The organism is Streptomyces kaniharaensis, assembly GCF_009569385.1.
Taxonomy (GTDB): Bacteria; Actinomycetota; Actinomycetes; order Streptomycetales; family Streptomycetaceae; genus Kitasatospora; species Kitasatospora kaniharaensis.
In genome coordinates this window covers 4,859,635-4,882,343 of record NZ_WBOF01000001.1, presented here as the reverse complement: position 1 = coordinate 4,882,343, position 22,709 = coordinate 4,859,635, and the positions used below count along the sequence as shown (strand labels likewise).

Annotated in this window: 16 protein-coding genes; 2 read left to right on the top strand and 14 right to left on the bottom strand. The window is 70.8% G+C overall.

Annotation, left to right across the window (positions count from 1 at the left end; translation table 11 throughout):
* The first annotated feature begins 192 nt into the window (after positions 1 to 192).
* Positions 193 to 2,214 carry a radical SAM protein gene (locus F7Q99_RS22110; protein ID WP_153464071.1) on the top strand — a complete coding sequence of 674 codons (2,022 nt, stop codon included), beginning with the start codon at positions 193 to 195 and terminating at the stop codon, positions 2,212 to 2,214.
* A 35-nt stretch (positions 2,215 to 2,249) separates the two neighbouring features.
* Here the strand turns inward: F7Q99_RS22110 and F7Q99_RS22105 are convergent, their stop codons facing one another.
* From F7Q99_RS22105 to F7Q99_RS22050, 12 genes are all read right to left on the bottom strand, one after another.
* Complete coding sequence (locus F7Q99_RS22105; RefSeq protein ID WP_326846972.1) at positions 2,250 to 2,852, bottom strand: response regulator transcription factor; 603 nt, start codon at positions 2,850 to 2,852, stop codon at positions 2,250 to 2,252.
* Positions 2,849 to 3,967, bottom strand: a complete 1,119-nt coding sequence (locus F7Q99_RS22100) for a sensor histidine kinase (protein WP_153464068.1) — start codon at positions 3,965 to 3,967, stop codon at positions 2,849 to 2,851. The genes F7Q99_RS22105 and F7Q99_RS22100 overlap by 4 nt, the downstream gene beginning before the upstream one ends.
* Positions 3,964 to 4,701, bottom strand: coding sequence for an ABC transporter permease (locus F7Q99_RS22095; RefSeq protein WP_153464066.1), 738 nt, complete (start codon positions 4,699 to 4,701; stop codon positions 3,964 to 3,966). Before F7Q99_RS22095 ends, F7Q99_RS22100 begins: the two co-directional genes overlap by 4 nt.
* A 5-nt stretch (positions 4,702 to 4,706) precedes the next feature.
* On the bottom strand, positions 4,707 to 5,609 hold the full coding sequence (locus F7Q99_RS22090) for an ABC transporter ATP-binding protein (RefSeq protein ID WP_153464064.1): 903 nt from the start codon (positions 5,607 to 5,609) through the stop codon (positions 4,707 to 4,709).
* A gap of 171 nt (positions 5,610 to 5,780) precedes the next feature.
* Positions 5,781 to 6,617, bottom strand: coding sequence for an RNA polymerase sigma factor (locus tag F7Q99_RS22085; RefSeq protein ID WP_326847246.1), 837 nt, complete (start codon positions 6,615 to 6,617; stop codon positions 5,781 to 5,783).
* 1,071 nt (positions 6,618 to 7,688) lie between these two features.
* On the bottom strand, positions 7,689 to 8,204 hold the full coding sequence (locus tag F7Q99_RS22080) for a hypothetical protein (RefSeq protein ID WP_153464058.1): 516 nt from the start codon (positions 8,202 to 8,204) through the stop codon (positions 7,689 to 7,691).
* Positions 8,205 to 8,221: 17 nt separating this feature from the next.
* Entirely contained in the window at positions 8,222 to 9,250 is a 1,029-nt protein-coding gene (locus F7Q99_RS22075; RefSeq protein WP_230210278.1) for an SCO0930 family lipoprotein, read from the bottom strand.
* Positions 9,251 to 9,466: 216 nt separating this feature from the next.
* Positions 9,467 to 10,909 (bottom strand): NADH-ubiquinone oxidoreductase-F iron-sulfur binding region domain-containing protein, encoded by a 1,443-nt coding sequence (locus F7Q99_RS22070; RefSeq protein WP_326846971.1) that lies wholly within the window; start codon positions 10,907 to 10,909, stop codon positions 9,467 to 9,469.
* On the bottom strand, positions 10,906 to 11,847 hold the full coding sequence (locus F7Q99_RS22065; RefSeq protein ID WP_153464056.1) for a hypothetical protein: 942 nt from the start codon (positions 11,845 to 11,847) through the stop codon (positions 10,906 to 10,908). Before F7Q99_RS22065 ends, F7Q99_RS22070 begins: the two co-directional genes overlap by 4 nt.
* A gap of 143 nt (positions 11,848 to 11,990) precedes the next feature.
* A complete protein-coding gene (locus F7Q99_RS22060) occupies positions 11,991 to 13,379 on the bottom strand; it encodes a DUF1996 domain-containing protein (protein WP_153464053.1) in 1,389 nt (462 codons plus the stop codon).
* A 72-nt stretch (positions 13,380 to 13,451) separates the two neighbouring features.
* Positions 13,452 to 14,123 (bottom strand): DUF4142 domain-containing protein, encoded by a 672-nt coding sequence (locus tag F7Q99_RS22055; RefSeq protein ID WP_326846970.1) that lies wholly within the window; start codon positions 14,121 to 14,123, stop codon positions 13,452 to 13,454.
* Positions 14,124 to 14,661: 538 nt separating this feature from the next.
* Positions 14,662 to 15,576 carry a helix-turn-helix domain-containing protein gene (locus tag F7Q99_RS22050; RefSeq protein ID WP_326846969.1) on the bottom strand — a complete coding sequence of 305 codons (915 nt, stop codon included), beginning with the start codon at positions 15,574 to 15,576 and terminating at the stop codon, positions 14,662 to 14,664.
* 738 nt (positions 15,577 to 16,314) lie between these two features.
* Here F7Q99_RS22050 and F7Q99_RS22045 point away from each other — a divergent pair.
* Positions 16,315 to 17,250 carry a LysR family transcriptional regulator gene (locus F7Q99_RS22045; protein WP_195911145.1) on the top strand — a complete coding sequence of 312 codons (936 nt, stop codon included), beginning with the start codon at positions 16,315 to 16,317 and terminating at the stop codon, positions 17,248 to 17,250.
* A 659-nt stretch (positions 17,251 to 17,909) separates the two neighbouring features.
* Here the strand turns inward: F7Q99_RS22045 and F7Q99_RS22040 are convergent.
* Entirely contained in the window at positions 17,910 to 20,456 is a 2,547-nt protein-coding gene (locus tag F7Q99_RS22040; protein WP_153464048.1) for a collagenase, read from the bottom strand.
* 717 nt (positions 20,457 to 21,173) lie between these two features.
* Positions 21,174 to 22,505, bottom strand: coding sequence for an NADH-quinone oxidoreductase subunit D (locus tag F7Q99_RS22035; protein WP_326846968.1), 1,332 nt, complete (start codon positions 22,503 to 22,505; stop codon positions 21,174 to 21,176).
* Positions 22,506 to 22,709: the final 204 nt, after the last annotated feature.

Below are 22,709 nucleotides of genomic sequence, written 5' to 3'. Positions count from 1 at the left end.
TTTTCCGGGCCGACGCTACATCGAGCCACCGACGTCGTCAATATCCAACATCCAGACCGGCCGCACAGGAAAGGATTTCAGGTCGGGGCCGGTATCCTCCGGGATACTTACGATACAAATCGCGCGTTATTGACTGAGCCACCTTGCGCTGCGAACGTGTGTATCCGTTGCCGACTGCACGGATTGGTAGCCATGACCTCCACCTGGCCGGCCGGCGCGGCCGCGAAGAAGAAGACCGTCCGGCTCGTCGAGTTCACCGCGATGCACGGTGTCCGGTACAGCGTCACCCTCGGCTATTTGAAGGCCACCGCGGTCGCCGACCCGGTGCTCGACGATGCCTGCGATTTCCGGATCAGCGTGCGCGAGCAGAGCGGTGGCGAGCAGGCCATGACCGAGCTGCTCGACTCCTGGGACGAGCCGTTCGCCGTCGCGCTGACGGTGTTCTTCTGGAACCGCGCCCAGTCCCTGGAACTGGCCCGCCGGGTGAAGGAGCGCTGGCCGAACTGCCGCGTCGTCCTCGGCGGAAACGACGTCAGCCACCAGCAGGACCCGCTGTTCGCAGAGGCGCCCTGGGTGGACGTGCTGGTCCACGGCGAGGGCGAGCTGCGGTTCCGCGACCTGATCCGTTGCTTCCTGGCCGAGGGTGACCTCGCCACCATCCCCGGCATCAGCTACTGGTCCGACGGCGTCGTCGTCACCACCGCGGACGCGGACCGGATCACCGATCTCGAACAGGTCGTCTCGCCGATCCTGACCCCGGTCTACTCCGACGAGGAGATCGCCGGCTCTTCGATGATCGTCTACGAGACCAACCGCGGATGCCCCTACAAGTGCGCCTTCTGCTACTGGGGCGGCGCCACCAACTCCAAGGTGCGCCAGTTCGAACTGGACCGGATCTTCGGCGAGTTGGACCGGCTCATCCGGCTGATGCCGACGGACGCCACCCTGTTCATCGCGGACGCCAACTTCGGCATCGTCGCCCGGGACCGGCAGATCGCCGAACACATCGTGGAGCTCACCCGGCGCTACGACAAGCGGCTGATCATCAGCACCAACTGGGCCAAGAACGGCAACGACCGCATCGTGGAGATCGCCGGCATGCTCCATGCCGCCGAACTCACCGGCGCGATCACCCTGTCCGCGCAGTCCTTCGACCCCGACGTGCTGAAGATCGCCAACCGCGCCAACATCCGCACTGACCACTACCGCCGGCTGCTGTCCCGGTTCCGCGCGCTGGACGTGCCCACCTACACCGACCTGATCTGGGGCCTGCCGGGAGAGACCCACGACTCCTACCTGGCCGGGGTCGAGGAGGTGCTGACCGCGGGCGGCTCGCCGGTGATCTATCCGCTGCTGCTGCTCAACAACACCGAGTACTCGCGGGAGTCCTTCCAGGACAAGCACAAGCTGACGACGCGACGGATGCCGGCCGACGTCACCAACCCCGAACTCGTCGCCGAAGTCGTCGTCGCCCACGACGACATGACGGCCGAGGAGTGGGTGAGCGGCATGGCGTTCCGGGTCTCCATGACGCTGTTCCAGAAGATCCTGCTGCGCTGCGCGCTGCGCGTCGTCCACGCCACGACCGGCGTGCGCATGGTCGAACTGTGCGAGCAGCTGTGGTCGTTCCTGCTGGAGGACTGCGCCGACCCGTTCCTGCGCGCCGTCGCCCGCAACGTCGCCGTCGCCCACCGGGAGCCTGCCGACCTGGACATGGCGCTGCTGCGGACGGTGATCGGCGACCGGGTCGTGGTGCCCGAGGAGGTGCACTTCCAGGCGCTGCTGTGCCGCGCCGCCGGCACCGAACGCGCCTCGAGGGAGCTGCTCACGGCCGCGGTCGATTGGCTGTGCGACCGGCTGGCCGCTTCCGGGCACGAGATCGACCGCGCGCTGGTCGACGGCGCGCTGACGCTGGACCTCGCGGCGACGACGATCCTGCGTGCGAGCCTGCGCGCCGAGCTGGACGAGGCGGAGTTCGCCGTGCCGCGCAGGGCCTGGGAGCTGCTGGTGGAGGCCGGGGACGTGCCCTCCGGCCTGGACGCCGACGGCCAGGGCGCCACCGTGCGGGGCACGGTGTGGGCGCCGCCGCGCTGGATCCACTACCCGATCAGCGTCTACGCGCTCTCCATCTGGCACGGCACCGGCCGACCGTTGCACGACCTTCTGTTCGCCCTGTCCGCCGGACCGGCCCGGGGGCCGGTGGTCCTCGGCTGAGCCGGGGCGGGGCCCGCGGCGCGGTGTTCCCCGCTCTACAACCAGCCGCGCGCCTTCGCCGTCCTGGCGGCCTCCGTGCGGTTGCGCGCGCCCAGCTTGGCCATCGCGGTGGACAGGTAGTTGCGCACGGTGCCCTCGGCCAGGAACAGCCGCGCCGCGATCTCCACGTTGCTCGCCCCGTCCGCGACCGCGCGCAGCAGTTCGCGCTCCCGGTCGGTCAGCGGATCGGCCGCGTCCCACGCGGCCACCGCGAGCTCCGGCGCGACCACGCGCTCGCCCGCGTGCACGCGGCGCAGGGCCGCCGCGAGCTCGCCGATCGGCGCGTCCTTGAGCACGTAGCCGGCCACCCCGGCATCGACCGCGCGGCGCAGGTAGCCGCTGCGCGCGAAGGTGGTCACGATCAGCACCCGGGTCGGGTCGCCCATCCGGTTCAGCTCCGCGGCCAGGTCGAGGCCGGTGCGGCCGGGCATCTCGATGTCGGTCACCAGCACGTCGGGGCGGTGCTCGCGTACGGCGGCCAGCGCGTCGTCGCCGTTGGTCGCGGTCGCCACCACCGTGATGTCGGGCTGCAGGTCCAGCAGGGAGGCGAAGGCGCCCAGCACCATGCCCTGGTCCTCGGCCAGCACCACCCGGATCACCGGGCCGCCGCCTCGAGCGGAACGGTGATGGTCAGCGTCGTGCCGGCCGAGCCGCTGCGCTGCACCACACCGCCGAGCTTCGCGATCCGCTCCCGCAGCCCGGTCAGCCCGGTGCCCTCCGGAGCCGAGCCGCCGATCCCGTCGTCCGCGATCACCAACTGCACCCTCTTCTCGTCCGCGTCCAGTCCGATCCGGCAGTGGGAGGCCCGCGCGTGGCGGGCCACGTTGGTCACCGCCTCGCGCAGCGCCAGCCCCAGTTCGTGCTCGACCGCCGCGACCAGCAGCAGCCCGTCGTCGTAGTCCACACCGAGGCTCACCCCGGTCCCGGCCAACGCCCGCCGCGCCGCCTCCAGTTCGCTGCGGACGGTGGTCCGCCGCCAGCCGGTGACCGTGCTGCGCACCGCGGCCAGCGCTTCGCGGGCGTTGCGTTCGATCTCCTCGGCCTCGGCGCGCGCCCGTTCCGGATCGACGGGCACCAGCTCCTTGGTCAGCTGTGCGCGCATCACCACGGCGGTCAGGGAGTGCCCGAGCAGGTCGTGGAGGTCACGCGCGATCCGCTCGCGCTCGGCGAGGGTCGCCAGCAGCTCGACCTGGGAGGTGCGCAGCCGCTGGTTCTCCCACTCCTGCCGCCGGTCGCGCTGCCTCAGTTCGAGCAGACCGATCACCCAGATCAGCACGGACGCCGACACGAAACCCCACAGCCGGTAGGGCATCGGCACCCTCGACACCACGGCGGCGGCACTGCCCAGGACGGTCAGGGCCGCGAACCACAGCCGCGCCTCGCGCCAGGACAGGGTGTCGCCCACGACGGCTGCCGCGTAGACGAGGAGCACGCTCGCGTTGGTGTTGAACGGAGTGGCCAGCGTGCCGATCGCGGCCATCGGCACGATCGCCGTCCAGACGTGACGTGCGGCCGGACCGCGCAGCAGCTTCGCCGCGTACAGCGCGGCCGTGGCGGTGCACACCGCGATCGCCAGCGGCCACTCCCACCACGCCGGACGGGGTGAGAAGTACGGCTGCGCGGGCACGAACAGCAGATAGCCGAGGTAGACCCAGTCCCAGGTCCGCAGCCGGGCGGTGAGCGACCCGGCAGCGGCGGCCCGCGGGACGGTCATGTCCGGGCGTGGCGGTAGGCCAGCATCGCCAGTCCGAACGCCGCCGCCGTCGTCACCAGCAGGGCGAGGACGTGGATCAGCACGCTGCCCTGGCTCAGTTGGGAGAGCCCGAGTTGGGCGAGGTGGTAGGTGGGCAGGAACCTGGCGATCTGACGCACCGCCGCGGGCAGGAACTGGAGCGGGATCCACAGCCCCGACAGTACCGCGAGCGGGAAGAGCAGCGCATTGAGCAGCGCGATCGTCGCGTTGGTGCGGAATCTCAGCCCGACCGCCACGCTGACCAGCGTGAACGGCACGGTGCCCAGCAGCAGTACCACCGCCACCCGCACCAGCTGCCAGGCCGAGGCGTGCAGGGTGCCGAAGGCCGCGGCCGCCACCCCCATCAGCGCCAGCACCCCCACCCCGTACAGCAGCGCGGCCGTGGCCTTCGCGGCGAGGCTGATCCCGATCGGCACGGCGGAGACCCGCTTCATCCGCAGCCAGCCGAGGTCACGGTCCTGCGCGACGCCGATCCCCGGTTGCAGCGCGGCCACCGTGATCACTCCGTAGGTGCCGAAGGTGGCCACCATCGCCGTGCCGGCCGAGATCCCCCCGGTGACCTTGTCGCCGTAGAGCAGGTTGAACAGCACGAAGAACCCGACCGGCATGAGGATGCTGAAGAACAGCGAGGTGGGCTCGCGCACGATCGCCCGCAGCTCGTCCCGCAGCTCCACTCCGAAGACCCGTGCCGTCATCGCGCTCACTGTGCCGCCTCCGCCCTGTCCGTCAGCGCGAGCACGGCTTCCTCCAGGCCCGCGTCCTGCACCCGCAGCTCCGACAGCTGCTCGTCCCGGTCCAGCAGCGCCCGCAGCAGGTCCTCGGGCGAGCGCGTCTGGATCCGCATCAGGTCGTGCTCCGGGGTGACCGAGAGCACTCCCGGCAGTTGCTCGAGTTCCCACCGGTCGAGCCGGGTGCTGACGGTCACGGTGCGGTCCGGCAGCCGGGCCACCAGCTCCTCCGGCGGCGCGTCGGCCAGGATCCGGCCCCGGTCGAGCACCACCACGCGGTCCGCGACCGCGGCCGACTCCTCGATCAGGTGCGTGGTCACCAGCACCGCGGTGCCCTGCGCCCGGCGCCGCGCCAGGATCTGCCAGAAGTGCCGCCTGGCCGAGGTGTCCAGGCCCACGGTCGGCTCGTCGAGCACCAGCAGGGCCGGGTCGGTGACCAGTGCCATCGCCAGCTGCACCCGCTGCTTCTGACCGCCCGACAGCTTGGGCACCCGCCTGCGCCGCAGCTCGGCCAGTCCGAGCTCCGCCAGCACCGGAGCGGCGGCGGAGGCCCTCAGCCCGCCGCGGACGGCGGCGCCGGTCACCAGCTCGTCGACGGTCAGCGTGTTCGGAAAGCCGAGCGTCTGCTGCGCCACCCCGAGCCGCCGCCGGGTCGCCGCGCGGCGCGGATCACCGCCGACCACCCGCACCGAGCCCTGCTGCGGAGCGAACAGCCCGACCGTGAGTGCCACCAGCGTCGACTTCCCGGCGCCGTTCGGCCCGAGCAGCGCGACGCACTCCCCGGGGTCGACCCGAAGGTCCACACCGTCCAGCGCGAGGGTCTCGCCGTACCGGTACCGCAGCCCCTCGGCAGTCATCACCGCCTGTGTCGTCATGGTCGCCAGCCTCGCGCCGGACGACCCACGCCGGTAGTGATGCCCTGTCACCGGCCCCGAATGACAAATGTCAACGGCGAAGCCATCCGGCGGCCCGACCCCGCCTGCCCGCGGAGGCAGGACGGGGCCACGGTGATGCATCGGCGCCGTGCGAGAGTCGAGGACGGCTCCTCACCGCGACGGGATCGGGTGCCGGCGTCGGCGCGCGGCCTCGGGGCCCGGGGCCGTCGACACCGTCTCCACCGCGCGGTGGCTGGCACGCTCGACCTCCTCCGCCACCCGGGCGCACCCCTCGCAGTTCTCCAGGTGCCGTGCCAGGTCGGGGCCGCGCCGCCGGCCGGGGCGCCGGATGGCGTCGGCCAACCTGGCGGTGAAGTAGCGGCACGCCGGCTCGGCCGCCTCGTCCGCGTCCTCGCGCAGGTAGGCCTCGCGCAGTCCCTCCCGGGCCCGCGCGGCGAGGGAACGCACCCCGCTCGGTGTCATCCCCATCCGTCGCGCGACGGCGGCCGCCGGCTCCCCCTCCACGACGGTGAGCCACAGCAGCGCCTGCCACCGCTCGGGAAGGGAGCCGTAGGCCTTGGCGACCAGGGCGGTCTCCTCGGTGGCGAGCAGCGCGGCCTCGGTCTCCGCGTCCCCGGCGAGGTGTTCGACCCAGGTCTCGAAGTCCTCCGGCAGCAGCACGCGACGGGTGAAGTGCCTGCTCCACTCCATCGCGGTGCGGCGGACACAGGCCATCAGGTAAGGGCGCCAGGCATGGCGCGGTCCGTGGCCACGGGCCACCGACATGTACGTACGGGCGTAGGCCTCGGCGGCGAGGTCCTGCGCGGTCTGCGGATCGCGGCAGTACCCGCGCGCGTAGGCCAGCACCGCGCCGTGGTAGCGGGTGAAGACCTCGGCCATCACTTCTCCGACACGGGAGGTGTCGGTGGCGGTCGCGGCGGGAAGGACCGCGGAGAGCTCGACGTCGCTCAAGGTGCTCAGACCCAGTCCGTAGTCGTCGGAACGCACGGTCAATGTGTTCTCCTCAGGTCTGGTTGCCTCGTGACGGGCGGATCGCGCGCACCGGGGGGTGCGGCGGCCGCACGGGGCGGGGGGGGAGAGATCGGGCGTGGCTCGGTTGTCGGCGAGGCGGGGCAGGCGCGGCGCTGCGCCTGGCGGCTCTTGGGTGGACGGGCGCGGGGGCACCCGGTCGCGGGGGACGTGACGTTGTCGACCCTCGGCCTGCCCGGGTTGGACGACACCGGTGACGGACGGCTGCCGTGCCGTCGGGAGGCGGTGCAGGGTGGTCCACAGCACATCAGCCGGACGGCGTTCGGGCAATCGTCTCCATGCCCGCCTCCCGCCCGCCCATTCCCAAACCGAATAGCGAGCGGCGCCCGTCGGGCGGTGCGCGCCGTGTCGGGTCGCTCGCAGGCCCGCGTCTCCGCAGACCCCACTGGTCCCATCCGTCCCAGGCTCCTGTCCGGCGTCGCGGGTATAACAGAAATACGGATTCGGGTTTCGCATGTTGCGATTCGGTAGCGCGTGCAACCGGTGGCACCGTGACCGACGAGCGATGCCACGCGGGCGGGGACGGGACTCGTGAGGGGGCTGTGAAGGACGGGCGGAACCCGCCGCAGAGATCTGTCACATCGCCAGGAGTCGCTTCGCCAGCACGAGTTCGGCTCGTCGTCGCCCGCACCACGAGGGCGGTTTCGAGAGGCCCGGGCACTGCGGACCGCGCGCACGGCTGCCGGACAGCCCTCTGTCGCCCACTGGGCGGTGGAACCGTGGAACCGGCCGTAGCGGCGCTCTGGCGCCCGCGACGCCGGCGAAACGGCGCGCTCCCGGATGAAGTCACCAGGGCCGCATGGTCGGCCGCCCGTCCCCCCGTGGGGACCGGCGTGGGCCCGCGCGGACCTGGTCGTCCCCACGGTCAGCGGCTGCACGGCCGGCGGGACCGCAGCCGGGCACGCCGGCCCCGGCCGGGGACGCCCGGACTCCGACGGCGGTGGCGACACGACGGGGACTCCCCGGGCCCAAGCCCGGGGAGTCCCCGTCGTGTCGCCACCTTTTTGATCTGTCGAACGCTCGCCGGGGTCAGCCGGCCCCGGACGGATCGTGGCCGGTTTCCTCGGCATGGTCGCCGTGATCGCTGTGATCGGCACGGTCGGCGTGATCGGCGTGCCCCGTGTGGTCGGCGCCGCCCGTGATCACCCCGCCCAGCTTCGCGTGCAGGAGGTCCGCCGTGGTGTCGGACACGACGAGCACCCACCGGTCACCCACCAGGTACGACCCTCCGTACGCCTCGGCCTCCGAAGTCCAGGCCTTCTGGGCCCCGGTGGTCGGGAAGGTGGCGATCCAGACCTCGTCCTCGCCGAGGGTGCACAGTCCCTGGCGGAGGTCCGTGGTGTCGGCGGTGATGTCGGCCGTACAGCCGATCCGCTGGGCCAGGTCCTCCACCGTGGCCCGGGCGACGTCGGCCGACGTCCGCGGCGGGCCGAGCAACCCTCCTGTCCCGCCGAGCAGTTCGACGACGCCCAGGACGAGCAGGACGGTCAGCGCGAGCCACTGGAGCGTGCGACGGACGGCCTTCTGCGGTCGGACGGCCGCCACGGTGGAGTCCCCGGCCGTCACTTACCGGTCACCGGCTTCCCGGCGGGGTTGATGGCGAACCACAGGTTGTCCTTGCCGTTCCCGTTGGCGTCACCGGGGGCCTTGTCGCCCGCGAAGGTGTAGACGGGCTTGCAGTTGACGGACAGCTGCCACGTGCCGTCGGAGCGCTGCAGCTTGCCGATCAGCTTCGGGTCCACGCCCTTGACCTGGCTCGGGTCGACCACGGGCGCCGGCTTCCAGGTCATCGCGCACTGGCCCTCGCACATGGACTTCATCGGCCAGGACGGGTCCTTGGCGAACTGGTACAACGTCATGCCCTGGCCGTCCACGACGATCTGTCCGAGCTGCGGGTTGTTGGTCACGGAGACCCCGGCCCCACCCGTGGCGGGCTGCGCCGGCTGGGGCGCCGGCGCCGCGCTGGTCGGCGTCTCCGACGGGTAGGTCGACGTGCCGGGGGCCGCGGCGGCCGCCTTCTTGCCGTCGGGAGCCACGGCGAACCAGGTGCCGCCGACGCCCTGGCCCTTGGTGTCGCCGGGCGCGGTGTCCTGCGCGTAGCGGTAGACCGGCCAGCCACCCAGCGTCAGCTGCTTCGATCCGTCGGCGCGCGTGACCTCGCCGATCACGCCGGCGTCGATCCCGCTCCCGCTCACCGCGGTCGTGCCCTCCTTGGCGACCGGCGGCCAGGTCTTGGCACAGCCGTCGTTGCAGTTGGACATCGGGGGCTTGGCGGTGTCCTTGTCGAACCGGTAGAGGGTGAAGCCCTGGCCGTCGGTGACCACCATGCCGAGCTTGGCGTCGTTCCGCACGGTCAGCGCTCCCCCGGCCCGGCCGCCGGCGGACGGCGACGCGCTGCCACCGCCGTAGGAGTCGTACGAGCCGTAGGATCCGCTGCCGGCCGGCGCGGCGTCCTGCGCGCCCACCAGCTGGCCGGGGCCCGAGCCGGACGGCGTCTTGGCGCTGCTGCTCATGCTGCCCCACAGGGCCATCACCACGAGTCCCACCAGCAGGACGCAGAGCCCGGCCAGTCCGTATCGCTTCGTCATCATGTTCCTTGCCTTTCCATCGGTGGAATTGGCCTTCCGTGGATGTGTGCGTGCCCCGGTGATCCGGTCCGGCGTCGAACGCCGGCCCCGCGGACACGGGGCGTGGGTTTCAGGGTCGATAGCCCTCCGGAACCTCTCGATCGGCCGGCCGCCACGAACGCCCCGGGCCGGACGGGCCACGTTCGGGCAGGAGCGGCAGCGCTCGGAACCGCGTCGGCCTCACTGGATCCGCAGGGCGAGCGCGGGACAACGGTCGACGGCTCGCGCCGCCTGGGAGAGCAGCTTCGCGGGTACGGGCATCACGCCCGCGGCGGGGAACCCGTCCTTCCCCAGCCGGATGACGTCCGGCAGGACGCCGGTGCACAGGCCGTGGGCCTCGCAGAGCGTCCAGTCGACCACGATGGTGCCGGCGCTCTCCACCTCCGGCAGCGGCAGGACGTCCTGCGACGGCCGCCCGCACCCTCCCTGGTACGAGTGCGCGACCAGGTCGTCGTCGAACACGGCCAGGGACGAGGCCACGAATCGGGCGGCGGCGTCGGGGTGACTGCACGCACCCCGGCCGGTGACCGCCCGCATCCCGGCCTGCACCCGGTCGAGTGCGCGCTGGCCACCGCCGCGCACCAGGTCCTCCAGGGACGCGGTCAGGTCCGGGAGCCCCAGGTAGCAGGGCCCGCACTGGCCGGCCGTCTCGTCCGCCATCCAGCGGGAGATCCTGACGACCTCCCACAACGGACAGGTCGTCTCCGGCAGCGGCAGGATGGCCCCGGCACCCAGTGCCCCTCCGAGGCTCTGGAAGGACTGGCGGGACACCACGGCCGAGCGGGCGGCCCCGGGGGTCAGCCACTTCCCGTGGTAACCGCCGACCAGGACCCCCTGTCCCACGTCCAGGCCGCACGCCGCGAGGACGGTTTCGAGCGGGACTCCGGTGGGGGTCTCCACGACGGTCGAGCCGGCGATCGTGAGCAGCACCGTGCCGGGTTCCTCGGGGGTGCCGATCTCCCGGTAGGGCAGCGCACCCCACCGGGCCGCCACGGCGAGCTGGGCGTACGTCTCGGCGTTGGACAGCAGCGTGGGGGCTCCCCCGACACCGCTGTCGCTGGTGCGCACGCCGCCTCCCCGGGGCAGGGCTATCCCGTTGGTGATGCCACGGGCGAGGGCGCTCCCCTCGCCCGTGACGAACCGTTCGGGCAGCCGCACCACCGACACCGGCGGCTTCACCGACCTCCGTTCGGCCAGCGCCCGGCGCAGGGACTCCTCGGTGTCGGTCCGCGTGACGCCGATCGCCACCTGTTCCGCGTCCAGCGCGGCGGCCGCGATCAGGGCACCGTCCACCACCAGGTGCGGGGTGCGCAGGAGCAGCGTGGTGTCTTTCAGGCAACTCGGTTCTCCTTCGGTTCCGTTGACGACCACGACCGGCCGGGTGCGGCGCCGGGCGACCGCTTTGACGACCGCCCTGAGCTTCCGGGCGAAGGGGAATCCGGCACCTCCCCGGCCGCGCAGGTCCACGTTCTCCGCCAGCTCGGCCAGCTCCTCCGCGCGCAGCGCCGGCATCTGGCCGTGGACCACGAGGTGGGAGCGGTAGTCGACCCGGTCCAGGCTCTCCAGGCCGGCGAACAGGACCGGCCGTCCGAACCAGATGACGGGTGCGGGGAAGCCGCTCACCCGTCCTGCCGCCTACGTGCGAGTCCGATGCCGGCCAGGCCCGGCCCTGCGGCCATGCCCTGTCCCACGGCCAGGCCCGGCCCGGCGGCCATGGCCTGTCCCACGGCCACCGGAACGCGCGTGCCGGTGATCTCGGGGCTCGTGGCCACCGGCAGGCGCGGGACGGTGACCTCGGGGCCGCCGGCCTCCGGCGGGAGCGGCCGGACGGGGGCCTGACGCGGACCGGAACGGTCCTGGAGGACCAGCCTGAGCGTGAGCGCGACGATCACGCCGACCACGGCCAGGCCGTACAGCATCACCACCCAGGAGGCCGCGAGCCGGCCCGACTGCAGCCCGTGGATCAGACCCGCGCCCCAGGCCGGGTACGCGGACAGGTGGATGGCCCTCCACCGGCGCGCGTTACCCGAGCGGGCGAGCCGGTTGCGGGCGGCGCCGGCGAGCGCCACCGCAGGGAACAGGTAGCCGGCGACGGTCCCCAGTCCGAACACCACCGGCTTGGCCGAGTCGGTGAACGGGATGAAGGCTGCGATCACACCGATCTGTCCGACGATCAGCTTCATCCAGACGTGCAGGACCAGGAAGACGACGCCCGCGACGCCCATCACGCGGTGGACGGTCTGTGCGACGAGCCGGTGGGCCGGGCTGAGGATCAGCCGGTCGGTCGCCACCAGCCCCCACAGGACCCCGGAGGTGAACGACACGAGTGCGAGCACCCCGACGGCGTACGTCAGGAACGACTGCAGTCTGGGGTCGACCACGACGGCCGTCACCCCCAGGCCCGCCGCCAGCGGCGGCAGGAGCGACCACGGGCTCGGCCGCTTGCGACCGCCCTCCGCGGGCTGCTCGCCCCCGGCCGCCGCGCGCGCCCGGCCGGCCCGCTCGACGCCCCGCGGTACCGGGCCGAACCGCCGTGACCGCCGCTTCTGCCCTCTCACCATTGCTGAGCCCTCCGGCCTCGTCCTGAACCTGTTGTCTAATCGGATGTCCGGGATCCCGGCGCCGGCGGCGCGGGCAGTCGCGATCGCTCCCGGGCTCCGGGCCCGCCCGTTGCTCTCCGGGAGCCGGCCCCGGAAGGGATGGGTCACTCGCAGCGACGCCCCTGGTTGATGCAACTGACCATCTGGTCCAGCAGGTCCTTGTTCATGTTGTTGATGAAGTCACCGTGATCGGTGATCGGGTTGTGCAGCTGTTCGGGGAAGCTGTCGACGGCGAACCGGACCCCGGCCGGCACGTCGTAGGCGATGCGCTGCGTCAGTTGCGGGATCGCCCTGAAGTTCTTCGGGCACGCGCCCGACTTGTCGGAGAACGCCGTGTGGGTCCGGTGGTTGGCGCTGTCGATGTTCTTGCCGTCCCAGCAGTCCGGGAACTTCAGCGTCCGAACGACCCTGCTCCCCTGCGGGCAGATCGGGTACTTGTCGACGACCTGGCGGTTCTCGAAACCCGTGCAGCTCCACGACGCATGGGCGTTCGCCGGCCCGTTGGTGAAGGCCTTGGCGTCGCCGGTGATGATGCGCAGGAACCGCTTCATCGGCTGGACGGGGTTCCCGACGTTGGAGGTGTAGGTGATGTCCGCCTCGGCCGGCTGGAGGATCCGTCCCACATTCTTGTCCTTGCCACCACCGGGCGCCTTGGCGTCCTTCTCGTTGGTGCCGTCGAAGACGCGCAGGACGGGCCAGTAGTACGCCGACCCGTCGCCGTTGCTGCACGTGGTGCCCGAGGCGGCGAGCTTGTTGTTGGAGGCGAACGCGTCCGTGGCCACGTTCCCCACGTAGTCGTGCATGTGGTGCGCGCCGTTGCTCACACCGGGGGCGACGATCACGTTGTCGGGGTTGAGGTGACGGTTCTCGTTGCGCCCGCACTGGGACGTGAAGGAGCCGGTGGCCGACCCCTTCTTGACGGGCGTCGGGACGTTCGGGGACACGCTCTTGATGTCGACGAACCCCTTCTTGGGGAGGGACTTCACCTGCGCGGCCGCCTTGGTCTGGGCGACGGCGCCGCCCATGCCGTCGGCACTGAACCCCTTGGCCGCGTCCTGAGCCACCAGGTCGCGCCTGACCGTGCACTTCGCCATGCCCGAGAGGTCCTTGGGCAGACCGGAGTCCGGACCGGCGCTGTCCGCCAGCTTCTTCAGGGTGTCCGCGCGCTTGTCGGCGAGATCGCCCATGACGCGGTTCTCGTTGTCGCCCGGGGCGGGCGCGGACAGCCGGTTGTACGCGTCCGCCACCTGGACGTCGAGCTCGGCGAGGTTCTTGTCGACCGAGTCCTGTGACGCTTCCGGCACCTCGTTCAGGGCCACGCCGGCGTCGGCGCAGGCGACGGTGCCGAGCTGCGGGGACGCCGACTTCCAGGTTCCGGGCCGCTGGCCGGCGAAGGCCACCGCCGCCACCGTTCCCGCCGCGCCGGTACCCAGGACCACCGCCAACAGCAGGGCACCGGCCCTTCTCCTCGTGCCACGTTTACGGGACTTCATGGAATTTCACACTCCTCAGACGGGATCAGGCCTGCCGAGCAGGCCGGGGACGGCCTTCATCCGGGCCGTCGTCTAGCGGGTCGATCCGGCGGGCGCCGGCGAGCGGCTCGCGGACGGAGCGGCCGAACCGGTCGGCAGCGGGGTGAGCTTGTCGAACTTGACGAGTTGGGTGTTCTCCAGGACGTTCATGTGATCGAGCACCGTGCCGTTGGCCGTGTTCGCCAGATCGCGGATCGTGGAGTTCTGGGTGGCGGCGCGCACCTGGGCCACGACCGCGAACACCTGACCGTGCGCGCTGCGCAGGATGTTCGCGAAGAGTCCGTCGAACTCCCCGCCCTGCGCGGCGTCCAACTGCTTGAGCCATCCCTGCTGCTGGGCCGATGGCTCGCTGGGCACGTCCAGGTTCAGCGTCTGCGCGGCGGTCAACACCGCCTTGTCGAGATCGGTGTGACCTTGGATCAGATGCTGTCCGGCCTCCCTGACTTCAGGGGTCGTGCCCTTCGCGAGGGCCATCCGGCCGGCGGGGATCTCCCACAGTCCGGCCAGCCGCACCCGCTTGACGAAGTCACGGTCGAGCGCGGTGAGCGGCCCGGTGGGCGTCTGCACCACTCCCTGGTCGTCGCTCACCGGGGCGCTGCGATAGGCACCGGCCGACTTCGCCACCGGGTACAGCAGGGCCGCCGCGGTGAGGATCATCGCGACGATGATCAGGAGCGTCGCGAACGACCTCGGAAGACGGCTCACCACAGGGAGGCCGTAGGCAGCCGTTCCCCGTCCGCGCTTCTTCCTCAAAGATGACATGGGGCTCTTCCTCCATCGCACCGGGAGGATCGGGGCCGCGCGGAACCCAGCGGAACCGGCCCGGGTGGGCCTGCCTGGTCCGCACGGCGATGACACGCGCAGCGGTCCACGGACGGCGCGACCGACGAGGGGATGACGCGGCAGCGCGGGACGGCTGCCACGATGGGACGGCCCGGCTTCGAACGCTCGGCGTCGCCCCGGAAGGGATCACCGCCAGGACCACCGGGCCGACGGACCACGGACGCGATCAGCGGCTGGATCCACGGCGGAAAGACGGGTGGTGTGTCGAGCGCGTGACGGGCGGTGTACCGCGCGGTTGGGCGGCGTGTCACGCGTGACGGGCGGCCTTACGTGCTTGATCGCGGGCCACGTCACCGACGTCGGCGCTCAAGCCCTGTGGCGGCGGGGACACTCCCGGAGCCGGGCGCTCCGGGTGCCGTACGTCGCCGGCGTGGAATAGGCCGGCGTCAGCGGGCGGGCCTCAGCGCCCGCTCGTCCGGGCGTTCCGCTGGGGCCCGGACGACTGGAGCAGGGACAGCATCCCGGCTCTGCGGCGCAGGCGCGCGTACTCGGACGCGATGATCTGGATCTTCAACGCCAGCAGGAGCTCGAACCTGGCCCGGGGGTCACGCAGACCGCTGCCGAAGATCTTCTCCAGGTTGCGCAGCCGGTTCCGGACGGCCTGCGGGTGGATGTGGAGCAAGCGGGCGGCCGGGAGAATGCCGCCGCCCTCCAACCAGGCGAGCAGCGTCTCCTCCGTCCACGCCCTCTGCTGCGGTGTCATGTCGGCCAGGCGCCCTAGCCACTTGGCCGACAGGTGACCCGCCAGCAGCGGGTCCTGGAACAGCATGAGCGTCGCCAGGTGGTCCTCGACGAAGTGGATCCCACCGGAGGCTCCGTGCGGCACCATCGTCAGCAGCTTGCGGGCCCAGCCGAGCGAGACCACCGCGTCCTCGACCGGCACGGCCGGCCCCACCACGGCGGTCCGACCGTCCAACCAGCCGGCGAGCACCCGGGGCATGCCCGGCAGCGGGTCGGGGATCAGCAGGTAGGGCAACGTCCCCTTGATGCCGGCGACGACCTCCGTTCCGGAGAGGCCCGACGGCGGCGCTCCCGGCGACGAGTACAGCGCCACCGCCTGGACGGTGGTCGGCTCGGTGCGCCGCACCCGGCCACCGTGGGGACCGTGACCGGTGCCGGTCCGTCCCGCCGCGGCGCCGTGGCGCGTCATGCCGGTGCGGCCTTTCATGCCGGTCCGGCCCGCCGTGCCATCACGGCCGGCGGCGCCGCCATGACTCACCGCGCTGCCGATCCCCGCCGTGCCCCCATGACCGGCGAGCCGGCGTTGCGCGGGTTCCCGGCGGTCGACGGCCCCCGGTAGGGCGAGATCGCTCACCGCTGCCTCCTTCCCGCGACGCCGAGACTCCCGCCGCCGGCACCCTCCGAGAGCGCGCCGACCCGGAAGGCCCGGGTGGGACGCGACCCGACGCACCGCGACCCGGTGGCCGCCTCTCCGCCCGCGACCCTTCCCAGCACGAAGAGTTCGTACGGAGTCGGCACCGGCGACCTGCTGCCGGAGCATGCTTCCCGCATGACGACACCCCTCTCTCTTGAAACCGTCGGCCCCAACCGGGCCGGACACGTTTAGAGATGGGCCGCCAGAGGTTTCGTCCCGCCGCGTTATCAATCCGTTATCTTCCGCGCGGCACCCCGCACCCCTCACCCGCCACCGGATCCGGCGCCACACAAGGACCGCAAGTGCACGCACCGATGGCGTCAACGGTCGTTCCGACACGTGCACTTGACGCAACCTCGGTCACCCTTGAGCCCCCACAACCCCATGCGACCGACACTCGCGCCACACTTTGAAACCGTGCTGACGCACCATCACATCGCCACGATCGTGGACCGCTTCACTCCGATCAGGAGAGATCAACGGCGGAGCGCGGAGAGTCGTGTTGAGCCCCGAATCGACGAACGCCGGTCCGCCCCCGCAATTGTGCCGACCGAACAGGTATTCTCCGGGTTGCTTGTAGGCTGTGGCCCCCATCAGGGGATGACAGGAACTGCGGAAGCCTGTCCCACGGCCCGCAGGCCCGTTGCCCTGCACCACATCCACGCGATCGGGGCCGTGATGCGACTCAACCTGAACCAGCTGGCGATCTTCGCGAAGGTCATCGAATGTGGTGGGTTCTCCGCGGCGGCCCAGGTGCTGTTCCTGAGCCAGTCCTCGGTCTCCAAGCAGGTGCAGAACCTGGAGACGTCCCTGCGGACCGTCCTGGTCGACCGCTCGGGCCCGAAGATCCGCCCCACGCCGGCCGGACGGGTCCTGCTCGCCCAGACCAAGGAGATGCTGGCGCTGGCCGATCACGCCGTCGGCGCCGTCCAGGCGGCCGCGCGCTGGCCGATCGAACGCCTGGTGGTCGGCAGTACGAGCGCGGTCGGCGACTACCTGCTGCCGGCGGTGATGCGGGAGCTGCGGCGCCGCGAACCCGACGGGCTGTTCACCGTGGTCGTCAATAGCCCCGAGTGCCTGGCGGGCGCGCTCGAGCAGGGCCGCATCGGCGTCGGCGTGGCCGACGGCCCGCTGCCCCCGGGTCGGTACGAGTCGGAGCAGCTCGCTAGCGACGACATGGTGTTGATCTGCGCGCCCGACCACCCGCTGGCCGGGCAGGAGGTCACGCCGGCAGAGCTCTCCTCCGAGTCCTTCCTCCTCCTCGAACCCGGCTCCCAGACCCGACGACAGCTGCTGGAGCTCCTGCACACCTGGGACCTCGTCGGCGCGCGCACCCTCGACCTGTGGGGTACCGAGAGCGTCCGGGAAGCCGTCCGCATCGGCCTCGGCGTCAGCCTGGTCTCTCGACGCTCCGTCCGCTTCGAGCTCCTCCACGGCATCCTCGCCGAACTCCACACCCGCCCCGGCCCGGCCCCCCGCACCGTCACCACCAACTGGACCCTCGCCCGCCCCCTCTCCATCTACGAGGAACTCCTGCTCTCCCTCCTCCACGAAGTCGCCGACGCCCCCGCCCCCACCGCCCCCCACCGCCCCGCCGAACTCATCACCGACTGACCCCGCCGCCCCAACACCCACGGCCGCGGCCAAGCCCGACACACTTGCCACCAGTCGCGGCCACGGGCAGACCAACAAATGGTGGCGGCAGCCCGGTTGGCGTTCAGCATCGCGGCGCCCAACACCGTCCCAGCCGCTACCGATGCGGGAGTCGGCCCGCCGTTCTCGCCGAGGCTCCTCAACCAGAACCCGCCGTCCATCAGCCGCCCTGTGCGCTTCGCCGCCCAGGGCTCGACGTCGAGACGGCAGCCTCATCGACGCACCCCGCGATCCGCCCGGCCTCGCGGCCCGGCCGGCCCCCGACGCCATCGCCTAACGTGAACACAGCTGCATTTCGGCGATCGGCATGCCCTGACTGGCCGTCCGGTGATTCCTCTCGACCTGGAACGAGTAACCGTTGGACCGGAACCCAACCTCCGAAACGTCCGCGACAGGCTGACCAAAGCTGGCCAGCCTGTCACATGACAGACTTATACGATCCTTTTGTGCGGGTTTAACCCCACCGGCCCAACCGGAGTGGCCGGGCGACCCTTCGCGGCCTGGCGCCGGCACCGTCCTGCTCGAATCGCTTGAACCCGAACCCCGAACGTGAATCCGGCGTCGAACAGCGGCAGTTCACCGGCAGAGAGCCGGACGTCGGGACGGCGCGACCGGCGGGGTCAGAACGTGGTCGTCACGGTGGCGCCGGTGAGGGCGGCGGTGGCGTGGAGGGTGATGTAGTTCCAGCCGGCCGGGGGGTTGGTGATGGTGAGGGTGTGCGGGCCGTTGCCGGTGGCGGAGGCGGTGTTGGCGGTGCTGTCGGCCCAGGTGGTGGGACTGTAGTAGAGGTCGGCGGTTCCGGTGCCGGGGGTGGTCGTGATGGTGAGGTTCTTGGTTCCGGCGGGGATGTCGATGTAGAGGTAGCTGTTGTCCCGGGCGGCGGCGGTGAGGTTGGACCGGCTGCAGTTCTGAGCCAGGCGGCGGGTGTCGTCAGCGGTGCACTCGGCGGTCGAAGCACCGACCGCGACCGTCTGGTCGGCGGTTGCGGTGGCGCCGGCCTTGTCGGTGACGGTCAGCCGGACGTGGTAGCTGCCCGGTTTGGCGTAGGTCTTGGTCGGATTGGCATCGGTGGAGGTGGTGCCGTCGCCGAAGTCCCACTTGTGAGCGGTGATCGCTGCGGAGTCTTCGGTGGTGTCGGTGAGCGCGACGTTCAGGCCGTTCGCCTTGGCGGTGAATGTGGCGGTGAGCGGCTTGCCGGGGGCGTTGCACGCACCTGCGGCGCATTCCTTGAGCCACTTGGCCCAGTCGGCGTCGTAGCTGGTGCCGATGGAGTTGATCAGGCCGAATGCGGCTTTGTAGTCACCGGATCGGTAGTGGCCGAGCAGGGTGTCGATGTCGGAGCGGTGGTGCTCCATCATGTAGCGCACCGCGAGGTAGCCCCAGGGATAGATCCGGTCCGTGCCGCTGCTGTAGGTGTTGGCGAAGACGGTGCTGAGCGGGTAGCTGCCCTTGGCCGCATCGGCGACCGCCGCGGTGTCGGTCACGCCGCGGTAGCCGTAGGACTCGTACTCGGCGAAGCCTTCGATCCACCAGATGGTGCCAGGGGTGGCGGTTGCGGCGGCGAAGTCGCCGGCGGTGTTGAAGCGGCCGTCCAGGTAGTGGGTGTACTCGTGGTTGAGGTTCCAGATCTGGAAGTTCGGACGCAGCCAGTCGGCTTCGTAGGCGACGAACCGGGCGTGGTTGTCGGGCTTGGAGGGGTCGCCTTCCTCGTAGATGCCACCGTTGTTGGTGTCGACGCCGAAGATGACGTTGGCGTAGGTCTGGTAGTCGCTGGTGGAGTGGAAGACGTCGACCTCCATGGCGCTGTTGTGGTCGTTGGGCAGCGGGCCGGGGTCCTTGGCGAGCTTGTGGAAGTAGGCGTTCTCGCCGGTGAGGCTGTCGCAGGTGCTGAGCAGCTGCTCCTTGGTGAGCGCCTGGGTCACGATGTGGATCGTGCCGCACTGGTAGTCGATGGTCAGCACGGCCTTCTTGAGCCGGTTGGGGAGGTCGCAGGTGCCGTAGTCGGAGCAGTTGTTCTGGTCGTTGTCGTTCGCCTGGGCGGCGATGCCGACCCAGAGGGGGGCGGTGGGGCCGGTCATCGAGGACTTGGCCAGCAGGTTCTTGATCATCGGGCGGACGGTGGGGGCCAGGGTGCGGTCCTGGAGGAACCGGGCCAGCTCGGTGCCGGCGTTGGACGCCAGGTAGCTCTGCGGTCCGCCCAGGAGGCCGAGGTTGTTGTTGGCGAAGGTCTCGAGGGTGGTGAGGATGGAAGGGTCGGCTTCGGTGGCGGTGGCGAAGTCGGCGTTCTGGTGGCCGCGGAAGAGGACGGTGTAGACGTTGTTGACCGCGGTCAGCATGTTGTACGAGTTGTTGTACGAGCTGTTGTAGCCCGTGAGCAGCTTCTTGAGGACGGGCAGGTAGCGGGCGTTCTGGCTGGCGCTGTCGATCAGGGTGACGGCTTCCGAGAGGACGGCACCGTTGGCGTCGGTGGCGTCCAGGCTGTGGGCGTTGGCGTAGAAGGCGTCCAGGGCGGACCGGATCGCGGTCTGCAGAGCGCTGCCGTAGGTACCGACGTCGGATTTGTGGTTCCACTGCACGTAGTAGCCGGCCCGGAGGTAGAGCACGAGCTCCAGAACGTGGGTGCTGTTGTCCCCCGGGTAGCTGCGGGAGGCGGCGGCCAAGGCGTCCGCCACCGTGGTCATCTGCGACTCCTGGAAGGCCAGGTGTGCGTCTGAACCGGTGACGTTGAACAGGCCGTTGATGCAGTCCGGGCCGGCGGACTGGATCGCCTGGATCAGGGCGCCGCCGGTGTTCGTGGTGAAGGCGCTGATGGAGCAGGCGGCGGCGCTCGCCTTCGGGCCGCCTGCCTCCCCGGTCGTTGCCTTCGACTTTGCCGCGGCGGACCTTGTCGGGCTGCCGTAGTCCTGGTGCTGTGCCTCGTTGCTGGACGGCAGAGGTCGACGATCCTTGGGGCGCACCTGCTTCGCGTCGTCCTGGACGGCGTCGGTGGCCGACTGGGGTGCCAGATCTGGGCGGGGAGCGTCGGTCTTGGCTTCGGGGGACGGGCTGGTGAGACCCGCGTGAGCGCTGCCCGGCCCGTTGGAGGCGATCCCGACCCCGGCGGTCAGCGCGAGGGCGGCGGCTATCAGGAGCTTGGGCAGCTTGTTGCGGGCGTGTGCGGCTTTCATGGGTTCTCCTGGTGTGGGGGCAGCACCCGTGCGGCGCGGCCTAGTGGGGAGGCTGCGCAAATGAGGTGATGCTTCGTCACTTTTCCTGACGCGGCTGGCCCGTGTCGGTTGTGGGGCGCCGAGCCGATGGCTGGTCCCGGCCGGTCGCGGGCCCGGCGATGAGTCGACTGACAGTCAGTTCGGGGACCATCCGTGGCGGGACAGGGTGGCGACGATGACGCTCGCCGCTACCGAAGTGCCCACCAGTACAGGGCCGTTGTCGCGCCCGCGCACCACTCGTTTGCCGGTCATGTTCTCTCCTCGTCGGCAGAGGGGGGTGGTTTGCTGCCGACGTATGGGAGATCGGACATGGAGCTGCGGATAACGGAAAAGTCTGCGAGATCTTCAGGATGGTGGACGCGGGTGCTCGGCACGAAGCGCTCGACCGCAGGTGGGAGGCAGTCTGGTGGCGTGTCAACTTCCGTGCCGTGAAGGCCGATCCGGCAGATGGCATCGCTGGTTGTGAGGCGGTCCCCCATGTCGAGTGACCCGTCAGACTGAGCCTGCGATCACGGCGAGCAACCATCGAAACCATAGTTGTGACCGCCAGAGCAGACATAAAGGTAGGAACGACGCGATAGTCACCAGTTCACGACCGGCTCCAGTCACGGCGAGCAAAGGGAAATCTGTCGGGCTTTCAACGCCGCCAGCAACGGCGCGTCCGCGGTGCGACGGCTCTCACCGGTCCACGCCCCCCATCACCGGGTCGATGCTCGCCACCGCGACGATGACGTCCGCGACCTGCCCGCCCTCGCACATCGCGGCCATCGTCTGCAGGTTGGTGAAGCTCGGGTCGCGGAAGTGCACCCGGTACGGCCGCGTGCCGCCATCGGAGACGACATGGACGCCCAGCTCACCCCTGGCGGACTCGACCGCCACATAGGCCTGCCCCGTCGGGACGCGGAAGCCGTCCGTCACCAGCTTGAAGTGGTGGATCAGCGCCTCCATGGACTCGCCCATGATCTTTCGGATGTGGTCGAGCGAGTTGCCCAACCCGTCCGGGCCGACGGCCAGTTGGGCGGGCCAGGCGATCTTCTTGTCGGCCACCATGACCGGGCCGGGGGCCAGCCGGTCCAGGCACTGCTCGACGATCCGCAGCGACTGGCGCATCTCCTCCAGCCGGATCAGGAACCGGCCGTAGGAGTCCGCTGTGTCGGCCACCGCGACCTCGAACTCGTAGTTCTCGTAGCCGCAGTAGGGGTCGGTCTTGCGCAGGTCGTGCGGCAGGCCGGTGGCCCGCAGGATCGGGCCGGTGGCGCCGAGCGCCATGCAGCCGGCCAGGTCCAGGTGGCCGACGTCGACCAGCCGGGCCCTGAAGGCCGGGTTTCTGGTCGCCAGCTTGTCGTACTCGTGCATCCGCGAGCGCAGCAGCTGCACGCCCTCGTGGATCTGGTCCAGCGCGCCCGGGGGCAGGTCCTGCGCCAGGCCGCCTGGCCGGACGTAGCCGTGGTTCATGCGCAGGCCCGTCACCAGCTCGAAGATGTCGAGGATGACCTCGCGGTCCCGGAAGCCGTAGACCATCAGCGTGGTGGAGCCGATCTCCATCCCGCCGGCGGCCAGCGCCACCAGGTGCGAGGAGATCCGGTTGAGCTCCATCACCATCACCCGGATCACGCTCGCACGCTCCGGGATCTGCTCGGTGATCCCGAGCAGCTTCTCCACCGCCAGGCAGTAGGCGGTCTCGTTGAACAGCGGAGTCAGGTAGTCCATCCGGGTCACGAAGGTCGTGCCCTGAACCCAGTTACGGAACTCCATGTTCTTCTCGATGCCGGTGTGCAGGTAGCCGATACCGCAGCGGGCCTCCTTCACCGTCTCGCCGTCGATCTCCAGGACCAGGCGCAGCACACCGTGCGTGGACGGGTGCTGCGGACCCATGTTGACGATGATCCGCTCGTCGTCCGCGCGGGCGACGGTGTCCACCACCTCGCCCCAGTCGCCGCCGGTGACGGTGTAGACGCGGCCCTCGGTCGTGTCCCGCGCTCCTGCCGACTCGTGCTCGATGCCGTTCACCAGCCGTATGACCTCCGCTCGGGTCGCCGGTCGCGCCTGGTACGTCCGTGTCGCGGCGCGCGATCGGGCACGACGGGGCGCGGCCCGTCTCAGCAGGCCAGCCCTCGTGCCGGGCACACGGCACGACTTGGCGGCATGGGCTGCTCAAATCCAGGATCGCGCACATCCGCTATGCCCACCCGGCCGGACCGGCAGCGCACCATC